The organism is Tistrella sp., from assembly GCF_002684955.1.
Lineage (GTDB): Bacteria > Pseudomonadota > Alphaproteobacteria > Tistrellales > Tistrellaceae > Tistrella > Tistrella mobilis.
Genome location: NZ_NYWI01000059.1, coordinates 1 through 12058, shown reverse-complemented (window position 1 = coordinate 12058; position 12058 = coordinate 1). Strand labels below are relative to the sequence as shown.

The 12058-nt window shown below is 72.4% G+C and carries 8 protein-coding genes; all 8 read left to right on the top strand.

The features are described from left to right. Nucleotides 1-2563: type VI secretion system membrane subunit TssM (tssM, locus tag CMO28_RS18555; protein ID WP_296715759.1), on the top strand; the 2563-nt coding region annotated here is incomplete at its 5' end. Next, complete coding sequence (gene tagF / locus CMO28_RS18550) at nt 2545-3261, top strand: type VI secretion system-associated protein TagF (RefSeq protein WP_296715758.1); 717 nt, start codon at nt 2545-2547, stop codon at nt 3259-3261. The genes tssM and tagF, both read left to right, overlap by 19 nt. Continuing rightward, nucleotides 3258-4028, top strand: coding sequence for a PP2C family protein-serine/threonine phosphatase (locus CMO28_RS18545; RefSeq protein ID WP_014747155.1), 771 nt, complete (start codon nt 3258-3260; stop codon nt 4026-4028). The genes tagF and CMO28_RS18545 overlap by 4 nt, the downstream gene beginning before the upstream one ends. Beyond that, nucleotides 4021-5439, top strand: a complete 1419-nt coding sequence (locus tag CMO28_RS18540) for a serine/threonine-protein kinase (RefSeq protein WP_296715757.1) — start codon at nt 4021-4023, stop codon at nt 5437-5439. The genes CMO28_RS18545 and CMO28_RS18540 overlap by 8 nt, the downstream gene beginning before the upstream one ends. Continuing rightward, nucleotides 5439-7391, top strand: coding sequence for a vWA domain-containing protein (locus tag CMO28_RS18535; RefSeq protein ID WP_296715756.1), 1953 nt, complete (start codon nt 5439-5441; stop codon nt 7389-7391). Before CMO28_RS18540 ends, CMO28_RS18535 begins: the two co-directional genes overlap by 1 nt. Nucleotides 7392-8001: 610 nt before the next feature. Next, nucleotides 8002-8802 carry an ABC transporter ATP-binding protein gene (locus CMO28_RS18530; RefSeq protein ID WP_296715755.1) on the top strand — a complete coding sequence of 267 codons (801 nt, stop codon included), beginning with the start codon at nt 8002-8004 and terminating at the stop codon, nt 8800-8802. After that, nucleotides 8802-10022 (top strand): FtsX-like permease family protein, encoded by a 1221-nt coding sequence (locus CMO28_RS18525; protein ID WP_296715754.1) that lies wholly within the window; start codon nt 8802-8804, stop codon nt 10020-10022. Before CMO28_RS18530 ends, CMO28_RS18525 begins: the two co-directional genes overlap by 1 nt. Next, nucleotides 10015-11670 carry a formylglycine-generating enzyme family protein gene (locus tag CMO28_RS18520; protein WP_296715753.1) on the top strand — a complete coding sequence of 552 codons (1656 nt, stop codon included), beginning with the start codon at nt 10015-10017 and terminating at the stop codon, nt 11668-11670. The genes CMO28_RS18525 and CMO28_RS18520 overlap by 8 nt, the downstream gene beginning before the upstream one ends. Nucleotides 11671-12058 lie beyond the last annotated feature (388 nt).

Genomic DNA, 12058 nt, shown 5'->3' with positions numbered 1-12058 from the left:
GGTGTTCCAGCCGACCCGGCTGGCGGAACGGCCGCTGCTGCGCGGCGTGTATCTGACCAGCGGCACCCAGGAAGGCACGCCCTTCGACCGGCTGACCGGTGCCATGGCCCGGTCCTTCGGCCTGGATCGTGCCACCCAGCCGCCGATGACCGGCCGCGGCCGGGCGTTTTTCCTGGCCGATCTGCTGAACCGGGTGGTGTTTGCCGAAGCCGGCGTGGTGGCCACCGATCCCGCGGTGGCCCGGCGCCGGCGGCTGATCCGCCATGCCGGTTTTGCGACCGCCGCCGTGGTCGCCATTGCCTGCGTTGCCGCCTGGACGGTCTCGTACTTCGGCAACAGCCGGCTGATCGACGAGGCCGCGGCCGGCATCGAGGACTATCGCGGGGCGGTGACACCCTTTGCCGAAACGGCGGTGGCCGATGACGATCTGGCGGAGCTTTCGCCCGTTCTGGACCGGTTGCGCGACGTGCCGACCGGCGCGGCCGAGGCCGAGGCGGGGCTTGAGACCCCGATCGATCGCGGCTTCGGGCTGGACCAGGCGCCGACCCTGTCGCAGGGCACGGTGTCGGCCTATCACCGGGCGCTGAACCGGTTGTTCCTGCCGCGGCTGCTTGTGCGCCTGGAGAACCAGCTGCGCGCAGCCGCCTCGCCGTCGGATGTGTCTTACACCGCGCTCAAGGTCTATCTGATGCTGGGCGCGCAGGGGCCGATCGAACCCGAGGTGATCGGCGCCTGGATGGCGCTGGACTGGCAGAACCGCTGGCCGGGCGAAGAGAATGCGCCACTGCGTGCAGCACTTCAGGACCATCTGGCGGCGCTGTTGGACCGGCCGATCGCCTCGGTGCCGCTGGATGGTGCGCTGGTCGAACAGGTGCGCACGCTTCTGGCCTCTCAGCCTCTGGCCGAACGGGTCTATGCCCGGCTGGTCGAAAGCCCGGCCGCAACCGCCCTGCCGGCCTGGACGCCGGTCGACCATGCCGGGCCGCAGGCGGCGCGGGTGCTGGTCCGCCGCTCGGGCAAGCGGCTGTCGGAAGGCATTCCCGGTATCTATACCTATGACGGCTTCCACAACACCTTTCTGCCGGCGCTGGAAGCGGAGGTGCGCGCCACCGCCGACGAGGGCTGGGTGCTGAGCGAGAAGACCCGCGCGCTGACCGATGAAGAGGTGGCGAAGCTTGCCCGCGACACGCTGCAGCTCTATTACGACGACTATGTCGGGATCTGGAACGGGCTGATCGCCGATATCGATCTGGCGACCTTTCAGAGCGACACCCATGCGGTGGAAAGCCTGAACGTGCTGTCCTCGCCGCGATCGCCGATGGTGACGCTGCTGAAGGCGGTGGCCGACGAAACCCGGCTGGCGACCCCGCGCGGCGATGCCGGTGCCGGGGAGGCCGATGGGCAGGGTCGGCCCTCGGGCAGCGAGCGCGCGGGCGATGCCGTGGGGCTTGAAGCCGAGAGCCGGATGCAGCGCCAGTTCGGCTTCAGCGGCCGGATCGCCAGCCTGCTGCTGCGCGATGCCGCATCGGATGCGCTGGCGGGTGGCCGCGGCGGCGGGGCGCAGGAACTCCCCGGCGCCTATGTCGAAGAGCGGTTCAAGGAGCTGGACGGCTTCGTGACCGCCGGCCCCGGCGGACAGGCGCCGGTGGATGCGATCGTCGACGATCTGGGCCAGCTTTACCGGGCGATGAGCCGCGGCCGCATGGCTGTGGACGGCCCCGGCGGCGGGGCTGCGGCCGAGGCGGAGCTGGCCGGGCTGGCGCAGCAGCTGTCGCTGGATGCGGGGCGCGCGCCGGATGTCATGCGCGGCTGGGCCGAGACCATCGCCGAGCGCGCCTCGACCCGCACCATCGGCGATACCAGGGCGCGGCTGAACGAGGCCTGGGCGCTGGACGGCCGCGATCTGTGCCGCACGGCGCTCGCCGGCCGCTACCCCTTCGATCGCGGCAGCCGGCAGGATGTGAAGCTGGATGATTTCGCGCGGATCTTTGCCGGCGGCGGCATTCTGGACGGCTTTTTCCGCAAGGAGCTGGCGCCCTATGTGGAGACCGGCGGCCGGCGCTGGAGCTGGCGGAAGATCAACAATGCCGATCTGGGCATCCCCAATGCCGTGCTGGCCGATTTCCGCGAGGCGGCGCGGATCCGCGATGCCTTCTTCCCCGGCGGCGGCACCGTGCCCGATATCGGCTTCGACCTGGTGCCGGTGTCGCTGACGCCATCCGCCGCCCGGGTGGTGGTGGAGGTGAACGGCCAGACCGCCGCCTATGATCACGGGCCGGTGCGGCCGATCCCGCTGCGCTGGCCGGGCAACGGGCCGCAGCAGGTGCGCGTCACCTTCATCGGCACGGACGGCACCCCGGCGGGCGGCACCAGCCTGACCGGTCCCTGGGCGCTGTTCCGGCTGATCGACCGGTCGGAGGTGCGCCAGATCGCCAGCGACCGTTTCGAGGTGACCTTCAGGGCCGGGCAGAATGCCGCGCGCTTCGAGGTGCGCGCCGGATCGGTGCTCAACCCCTTCTCTCTCGACGATCTGAGGTCGTTCTCATGTCCGCGGCGCTTCTGAGATCCGCCACGCCGCCGGGCGTGTGCGGCAAGCTGCCCTGGCTGGGCGATTTCGTCCGCCGCCGGCTGGATGACGGCTTCGTCGAACCCTGGGACGGCTGGGTGCGCGCGGGGCTTGCCCGGGTGCGCGACGACCTGCCCGATGCCTGGCTGGCGCTTTACCTCCAGGCCCCCGTCTGGCGCTTCGTGCTGCCGCCGGGGATCTGCGGCCGGCAGGCGGCAGCAGGGGTGCTGATGGCCAGCGTCGATCGGGTGGGGCGGTATTATCCGCTGACCATCGCCGCCCGGCTGGACGAGATGCCGCCGCCGCCGGGGCTGGCCTCGGCCGCGGCCGACTGGTTCGCGCGGGTGGAGGATCTGGCGCTGGCGGCGCTGGACCCCGATGTCGACCCCGACCGCTGGGAACGGGCGCTGCTGGAGCTGGAGGGGCCGATCATCGCCGACCACTACGCCCGGGGTGCCGGGCAGAGCCTGGATGGCGGGGTGGTGGCGGTGCGCCTGGACCGGCCGGGCGATCTGGGCCCGGCCTTCGCGGCCCTGGCCCATCGCGCCGAGCCGCCGGGCACCGCCGGCCCCGTGCAGTTCTGGACCCTGCCGCGGCGCGGCGAGGCTGGCCCTTTGCCCGGCCGCTTCGTCTTCGCGCCCGACCTGCCCGAGCCGCGGCTCTGGCACGAGATCCTGAGGGGAGGCGCGCCATGAGGGCGGCGATGATGCTGCGATCGGCCGGCATGACCGATGCCGGCCGGGTGCGGCGCCATAACGAGGATGCCTTTCTGGACCGGCGCGATATCGGGCTTTGGGCGGTGGCCGACGGCATGGGCGGCCATGCCCGCGGCGACCGGGCGAGCGGCATGATCATGGAACGTCTGGACGCCATCCCCGTGCCGGCATCGGGCGCCGAGCTTCTGGGCGATGTGCGCCGGGCGCTGGCAGAGGTGCATGGCGAACTCAGGGCCGAGGGCCGGGCGCTGGGCGATCGCGAGATGATCGGCAGCACGGTCGTGGTGCTTATGATCCATGGCGGCCGCTTCGTCTGCCTCTGGGCGGGGGACAGCCGGCTTTACCTGCTGCGCGACCGCCAGCTCTGGCAGATCACCCGCGATCATTCCCATGTCCAGGAGCTGATCGACCGCGGCGTGATCACCGAAGATCAGGCCCGCGACCACCCGGCCGCCAACATCATCACCCGCGCGGTCGGCGCCTTCGGCGATCTGGCGCTGGAGATGGAGGCGGCGGCGGTGCTGCCCGGCGACCGTTTCCTGCTGTGCACCGACGGCATCGCGCGCTGCGTGGGCGATGGCGAGATCGCCGATGTCATCGCCAATTTCCCCGCACCCCGCGCGGTGCAGACCCTGAAGACATTGGCGCTGTCGCGCAACGCCCCCGACAACATCGCCGCCGTGGCGCTTGCCTGCGACGCGATCGAGGACGTGACCCTGACGCCCTGGAGCCGTCCCCATGGTTGAGAACGACGATCGCACGATTCTGGCCGGGGCCCTGCCGCATGCGGCAGCCGGTACCCCTGATGATGCGGCCCTCGTGGTGCCGCAGCTGCCCGACCCGGTGGGCCGGGTGCTGCTGAACACCTGGCGAGTGACCGGGGTGATCGCCCGCGGCGGCATGGGCGAGATTCTGCGCGCCACCCATGTCGACCAGGGCACGGAACACGCGATCAAGGTGATCCTGCCCGAGCTGATGGGCAATGAGGGCGTGGTGACCCTGTTTCTGCGTGAGGCCGAGGCGCTGCGCCGCATCCGCCATGATGCGGTGGTCGGCTATGACGGACTGTTCCGCGACGAGACCGGCCGGCTGCATCTGGTGATGGAATTCGTCGACGGGCCGTCGCTGGCCGACCGGATCCGCCAGAAACCGCTGACGCCCGACGAGGTGCGGCGACTGCGCGACCGGCTGGCCGCCGGGCTTGCCGTGGCGCATGAGGCGGGGATCTGCCACCGGGATCTGGCGCCCGACAATGTGCTGCTGGCCGGCGGCGATCTGGACCGGGCCAAGATCATCGATTTCGGCATCGCCAAGCTGGCCCGCGCCGATCATCGCACGATTTTCGGCGATGCTTTCGCCGGCAAGCTCGCCTGGGCCTCTCCTGAACAGGCGGGGCTGTTCGGGGGCGCGGTCGACGAGCGCACCGACATCTACAGCCTGGGGCTGGTGCTGGCGGCATCGGCGGCCGGGCGGCCGCTCGACATGGGCCGCACCCTGCATGCCGCGGTGGAGGCACGGCGCCGGGTGCCGGATCTGTCGGCCCTGCCGGAGGAACTGCGCGGCGATGTCGCCCGGCTGCTCGCCCCCGACCCGCTGGACCGGCCGCATGCGATGCGGGCGCTGATCGGCGGGGATGCCGCGGCCTTGCCGCCGGAACCCGTGCGGCGCGAGGGCTGGAGCCTTCGGACGCTGGCGGCGGTGGGGGCGGCCGCCATCGGGCTGGTGCTGGCGATCGGCTTCGGCTTCAGCCACCGGATGCAGGCCTCCGACGGGGCGGTGAGCGTGGTCATGCCCCGGATGGATGAAACGCCGATGGAGGCGGCGCCCGGCTGGACGGTGGCCGATCTGCCGCGAATCGCGAAGCTGCCGGCGGCGGAGATGTACGAGGCCGGCCGGTCCTTCTATGACCGCGGCGATCTGGATACCGCGCTGGTGGTGTGGGAACGCGCGGCGGCCGAGGGCAGCGCCCCGGCGGCGCGGGCGATCGGCCGGTTCTATGATCCGCGCCTGGCGCCGGGCGAGCCCTCACCCTTCAAATCGCCCGATGTCGAGCGGGCGCGGGCGTTTTATGCCAAGGCGGCCAGGCTGGGCGATGGCGAGGCGCAGAGCCTGTTCGATGCCTTGGACGCAACGGCGGGTAGCGGAGGCCAGGGGTGATGTTGAAGACGCTGACCATTGCCACGGCCCTGGCGTTGCTGCCTGTCATTGGCCTGGCGCAATCCGCGCCCGAGCGGCGGCCCCTGCTGATGGCGGGGAAATCGACCCTGGAACAGCGGGTGCTGACCCGGCCGGGGGCCGTGCCGGTGGCGCGGCCCGGCGACGCCGCGCCCGAAGGGGTGGCCGCGATTCCGCCGCTCAGCCTGCTCTTCGTCTATGGGCGCGAGACGGCGGGCGGCGAGGACTGGGTGGAGGTCGGCCGCGGCGGCCGCTCGGCGCCGGTCGGCTGGGTGCCGGCCGGAACGGTGATCGACTGGAAGCAGAACCTGGTGGTGGCCTTCACCGACCGGGTCAACCGCAACCGTGCGTTGTTCTTTAAGGATGGGGAAGATCTGCGTCGGATCGTGGAGGAAGAGGATGCCGGCGCCTTCGCCCGCGACACCCTGACCGCGATCCAGACCGGCACGCTCGCCCCCGACGCGCCGGTGATCGCGGCCGAACCACCCGCCCATGTCGACATCTCGCGGCAGTTCTATCTGCTGCCGATCCTGGACTGGCAGGAGGTCTGGTTCCCCGACGGCTTCCAGGCGCTGGCGCTGAATGTGGCGGCGACCTCGGAGGGGGCGGAGGCGCCCGAGACGGCGCCTGAAGCGGCACCAGAGCCCGATGCCGTCGCGGAAGGCTACCGCACCGGGGTGGTGTTCGTGGTCGATACCAGCATCTCGTTCGACCGCTATATCCGGGCGGCCGAACGGGTGATGACCGGGGTGCGCGACCGGCTGGTCAAGGAATTCGGGCCCGCCGCGCCGCGCTTCGGCCTGGTCGGCTTCCGCGACGTGATGGAAGACGGCAGCCCCGACGGCTATGTCTCGAAGGTCTTCGCCGAACCGGTGGCGGACCCGGAGCAGGCGGATTTCCTGACCGCACTCGGCCGGCTGGAAGCGTCGCAGGTCTCCAACCGCGATTTCCGCGAGGATGCCTATGCGGGCCTGCGCACCGCGATCGAGGGCGTGAACTGGGGCGATGCCGAAGGCCGCTTCGTGGTGCTGATCACCGATGCGAGCCCGCGGACCGGGGCCCAAGACGGCGGCGCCTCGGGGCTCGGCACCGAACAGCTGCGCCTGCTGGCGCGCGCCAACCGCACCGCGATCGCCGCCGTGCATCTGGAAACCCCGGCCGGGGCGGAAGATCACGCCCGCGCCGCGGCCGCCTATCGCGACCTGACCGACTATCCCAATATCGGGTCGCTGTATTTCCCGGTGGCGGGGGGCGATGTCGCGGCCTATGAGGCGGTGGTCGACCGGCTGGCGACCACCATCGCCCAGGGCATGCGGCCGGATCTGGCGCCTGCGGAAACGACGCCCGCGCCGGCGCCCGTGGCCGAGGCGCTGGAACGCACCGGGCTGGTCGGCAAGGCGATGCGGCTGGCCTGGGCCGGCGCGCAGCAGGGCAGCCGGCCGCCGGAGCTGTTCCAGGCCTGGGTGGCCGATCGCGACCTCGCCAACCCGGCCTCCAAGGCGCTGGATGTGCGGGTGCTGATCACCCGCAACCAGTTGAGCGACCTGCAGGCGACGCTTCGGGCGATCCTGGATGCCGGCGAGGCGACGCGGATCGCGCCCGGCGATTTCTTCGGCGCCCTGCAGGGGGCCGCCGCCGCGATGAGCCGCCGGCCCGACCGGGTGGCGGGGGCAGAGGCGCGGCGCCTGGCCGATACCGGGCTGATCGGAGAATATCTCGAAGGCCTGCCCTATCGCTCGCGGGTGCTGGAGCTGACCGAGGATGACTGGCTGGCCTGGAGCTTCGGCCAGCAGCGCGAATTCCTCGACGACCTGGCGGCCAAGATCCGGCTCTACCGGGCCATCCACGACGACGCCGACCTCTGGATCGCACTCGACGACGACCGCGCGGGCGGCGAGGCGGTCTACCCGATCGCGCTGGATGCCCTGCCGTAAGGGTCGATCATGCGGGCACAAAAAAACAGCGTCATCCCGGCCGGATCCCGCCGTGTCGGCGTTCTTCGCAGGGCGACCAAGGTGGATCCCCGCCTTCGCGGGGATGACGGTGGAGGGGGGTGTGGCGCCGAGCGGGTGGGGGTGGTGTCGGACATGGGCGACGGGTTCCGCGGGAACGGTCGGCGTTGTCCGCCGGCCCGCCATGGCCGGCACCGTCGATCGTGGTCGCGCCGTCTGACCGCTATCGCCACAGTCCGGCACCGTTGTCGACCGTGTCCGCACCGCCCGACCACCGCCGCCGCTGTCGGGCACCGCTGTCGATCGTGCCCGCGCCGTCTGACCACCACCGCCCCTGTCCGGCACCGTCGTCGACCATGCCCGCACAAAAGAAGTACCGTCATCCCCGCGAAGGCGGGGATCCAGGTAGGCCTCCACAGGAATGACCGATGACCGTTCGCCTCCGCAGCCCTGTCAGCCTTCCGACGCTCCCGTCCTCCCGGCCGGTGCCCGGTTTTTCGCCGTCCTCCGCAGGGCGACAAACCTGGATCCCCGCCTTCGCGGGGATGACGGTGGAGGGGGTGGGGCGCAGGCGGGCAGGGGGGCGCCGGACATGACCGCTGGATTTTGCGGGAACGCCGACGCTACCCGCCACCCCGACACTGTCGGCACCACCGCCGATCGGGCCTGCCTGCGTGCCGAAGCTGCCGTGACCGGCCCGATCTACGACATCCGCGACCTGCATCTGGCGCGGCCGGGCTATGAGCTGGAGGTGCCGGAGCTGCGGCTGGAACGCGGGCAGGTGCTGCTGCTGGCGGGCGAGAGCGGGTCGGGCAAGAGCACGCTGCTCAACCTGCTGGCCGGTTGTCTGGCGCCCGACCGGGCGGCAGTGATGCGGTTCGCGGCGGTGGATCTGGCGGATCTCTGGGCGCGGCGGCAGGGCGATGCGCTGGCGCGGCTGCGGGCCCGGGCGATCGGCTATGTGCTCCAGACCGGCGGGCTGCTGCCCTATCTGACGGTGCGGGCCAATATCGCCCTGCCGGCCGAACTGGCGGGGCGCCTGGATGCCGATCATCTGGCGGCGCTGGCCGGGCGGCTGGGGATCAGCCATCGGCTGGACGTGAAGCCGGCGGCGCTGTCGGTGGGGGAACGCCAGCGGGTGGCGATCGCCCGCGCGCTGGCCCATCGCCCGGCGGTGCTGCTGGCCGACGAGCCGACCGCGGCGCTGGACCCGCCCAATGCCGACCGGGTTTTCGCCCTGCTGCTGGATCTGGTGGACCGCACCGGCGCCACCGCGATCATCGCCAGCCATGACTGGCAGCGGCTGGCGGCGACCGGGCGTGCGATGATCCGCCACGAGATCGGAACCGAGGGGCCGGTGGTGCGGGCGCGGTTCTGGACGGAGGCCGCGTGATGCGCCTGCGCCCCCCTCTACCCTTGCGTCTGGCCGTTCAGGATATGGTTGCCGACCGGCGGCTGTCGCTCTGCCAGATTCTGGCGCTGGCGGCGGTGCTGGCGCCGCTGCTGGTGCTGTTCGGCCTGCGCGAAGGCGTGATCGGCACCATGGCCGACCGGCTGGTGCGCGACCCCGCCAACCGGCTGATCGTGCCGGTGGCGAGCGGCGGTTTCGGCGCGGACGACATCGCGGCCCTGGCCGCCGACCCGCGCACGGCCTTCGTGACCCCCGAAACCCGGGCGATCGCCGCGGGGCTGGCCCGGCTGCGCAACCGCCAGGCACGTACCTCCATTTCGGGCCTCGCGATCCAGCCGACCGGGCAGGGGGATCCGATGCTGGGCAGTCTGCCGGCGCCCGAGGCGCCCGACCGGATCGTGTTGAGCCGGGCGGCGGCAGAGGCGTTGCAGGCGGGGCCGGGCACGGCGCTGATCGCCGAGGTCAGCCGCCAGCGCGGCGGGCGGTTCGACCTGGCGCGGCTGCCGGTGACGGTCACCGGCATCACCGACGGGCCGGTGCGGCCCGAAACCGCCGCCCTGGTGCATCTGGACCTGCTGACCGCGACCGAGGATTTCCGCGAGGGGCTGGCGGTGCCGGCGCTGGGCTGGCGCGGAGACCCGCCGCCCGACCGGCCGCGGCGCTATGCCCGCTTCCGGCTTTATGCGTCGAGCATCTACGAGGTCGAGGGGCTGGCGGCCGATACCGCCCGGCGGCTTGGGGTGGAGCTGCGCACCAATGGTGCCGAGATCCGGCGGATGCAGGCGCTGGACCGCAATCTGGGCCGGGTGTTCTGGATGGTGGCGGGGCTGGCCGGGATCGGCTGCCTGGTGGCGCTGGCCGCCAATCTGCGGGCGCAGGTGGAGCGCAAGCGCCGCGATCTGGCGGTGCTGCGGCTGATCGGCTTTCCGGCCCGCGCCCTGGTGGTGGTGCCGCTGACCCAGGCGGCGGCCTTTGCCGCGGGTGCGCTGGCGCTGGCGGGGCTCGCCTATCTGGGGCTTGCCGCGGCACTCGACCGGGCCTTTGCCGGCGATCTGGCGCCGGGGGAGCGGATCGCGCGGCTGAGTGCGGAAGATTTCGGGATCTGGGCGGCGGTGACGCTGGCGGCCGCCCTGCTCGCCGCCGGCTGGGCGGGGGTGCGGGCGGCCGGGATCGCCCCGGCGGAGGGGTTGCGGGATGGGTGAACGGTGGTGGCTGGCCGCAATCGTCCTGGTGCTGACGGCAGGACAGGTTGATGCGGCGGAGCCGTGGCCCGAAAAGATGTTCAACCCGGCGCCGGCCGCGGGCGATGTGGTGCTGCCCATGCCCTGCGGCGGATCGATGGTGTTCCGGCGCGTGGCCCACCCGGCCGACGGGCCGCTGGACGATGTGCTGGTGGAGGCGGGCGATGCCGGGGCGGCGCTGTCGCCGATCGACGGCCGGCGGATCGAGGCGGTGGCCGGCGGCTTCACCGATCCCGCCCGGCCGGGCGAGCGCTATTACCTGCTGGCCAAATACGAACTGACCGAGGCGCAGCGCCGCGCGCTTCTGGGCGACTGCGCCAAACCCACCATCCGCACCCGCCTGCCGGCGGTGGAGATGAGCTGGTTCGACGCGGTCGATCTGGGCCGGCGCTATACCGAATGGCTGATGGCCGAGGCGCCCGACGCCCTGCCCGGCCGGGCGGGCATGACCGGTTTCGTGCGCCTGCCGACCGAGGCGGAATGGGAATATGCCGCCCGCGGCGGGGCGGCGGTTGCGACCGAAACCTTCCTGGCCCGCCACGCACCGATGCCGGACGGGCCGCCCTCGGATTATGCCTGGCACCAGGGCAGCCGGTCGGCCGGCGGCAAGCTGCATCCGGTGGGGCTGCTGAAACCCGATCCGCTGGGGCTGCACGACATGCTGGGCAATGCCGCGGAACTGACGCAGGAACCGTTTCGCCTGAACCGCCGCGGCCGGCCGCATGGCCAGGCCGGCGGGCTGGCGGTGCGCGGCGGCGACATCACCCCCCCGGCCGACCGGCTGGGCTCGGCCGACCGCCGCGAGCTGCCGCCCTTCGATGCCCGGACCGGCCGGCCCGCCATCGGCCGCACCATCGGCGCGCGTTTCGCGATCGGCCTGCCGGCCGTCACCTCGCAGGAACGGCTGGGCGAGATTTCGGCCGCCTGGGAGCGGATGTCCGAGGCCAATGCCATGCTGGCCCGGATCCGCGGCGAAGACGGCGGCGGCGGCGACCCGGTCGCCCGGCTGGAAACCCTGGCGGTGGGCCTGCCCGACGAGGCGGCGCGCGCGGAGCTGGCCGGGCTCGGTCGCGAGATCCGCGAGGTGCTGGCCGAAAGCAATGCCGCCCGCGACCGGGCATTGCGCGCGGTGATGAATGCGGGCGCGCTGTCGGGCTATCGGGTGCGGGGCGATGCGCTCCGGCTGGCGGCGGTGGCCCGGGCGGTGGACGAGGTGGCGCGGCCGACGCTCGAAAAAATGCGCAAACAGGCGGGGTCGGGCAGCCGTGCCAAGGCGATGCTGGCCGAGGCGGAAGCGGCGGTGGCCGAGATGGAGGCCCGCCGCGCCGGCCTCGCCACCGCACTCGCCCGATCGACCGAAGCCTATGTCGAGGCGGTGGTGCGCCTGGCCCGCGACTACCCCTCGGCCGTGGTCGCCCGCCAGGCGGCGCCCGTGCGCGCAGGCCTGGTCGCCCGCGGCGCCACGGATATGGCGGAGCTGCTGGACGTCTTCCTGCACCATGTCGCCGATTTCGGCGGCGCCGGCGCCCCGGACGGCACCGCCTGGACGACGGATCTGACCCGCACCAGCGGGGCGGCGGCGGCGGAAGAGGCGGGGGTGGCGGAGTGATGGCCGGGGCGCGCCGCGCCGGCACCGTCCGACATCGCCGTCGACTGCTCCCGCACCGTCCAGCCGCCAGCGCCGTTGTTCGGCACCACCGTCGGCCATGCCCGTACAGTCCAACCGCCACCGCCGCTGTCCGACACCAGCGTCGACCGTCTCTGCACAAACTAAACACCGTCATCCCCGCGAAGGCGGGGATCCAGGTAGGCTTCTACAGGAATGATCGATGACCGTTTGCGACCATGGCCCTTTCGACGCCTCCGTCTTCGCGGCCGGTGGCCGGTCTGTCGGCGTTCTCCACGGGGCGGCAAACCTGGATCCCCGCCTGTTGGACGAAGCCGTGCATAATGAAAGCGGGCCCGGGGGGTGGCCACCCCCCGGGCCCGGCGATCGG

Coding starts and splice junctions, on each gene's coding strand:
- tagF (WP_296715758.1), top strand. CDS start 2,545: ATGTCCGCGGCGCTTCTGAGATCCGCCACGCCGCCGGGCGTGTGCGGC.
- CMO28_RS18545 (WP_014747155.1), top strand. CDS start 3,258: ATGAGGGCGGCGATGATGCTGCGATCGGCCGGCATGACCGATGCCGGC.
- CMO28_RS18540 (WP_296715757.1), top strand. CDS start 4,021: ATGGTTGAGAACGACGATCGCACGATTCTGGCCGGGGCCCTGCCGCAT.
- CMO28_RS18535 (WP_296715756.1), top strand. CDS start 5,439: ATGTTGAAGACGCTGACCATTGCCACGGCCCTGGCGTTGCTGCCTGTC.
- CMO28_RS18530 (WP_296715755.1), top strand. CDS start 8,002: ATGACCGCTGGATTTTGCGGGAACGCCGACGCTACCCGCCACCCCGAC.
- CMO28_RS18525 (WP_296715754.1), top strand. CDS start 8,802: ATGCGCCTGCGCCCCCCTCTACCCTTGCGTCTGGCCGTTCAGGATATG.
- CMO28_RS18520 (WP_296715753.1), top strand. CDS start 10,015: ATGGGTGAACGGTGGTGGCTGGCCGCAATCGTCCTGGTGCTGACGGCA.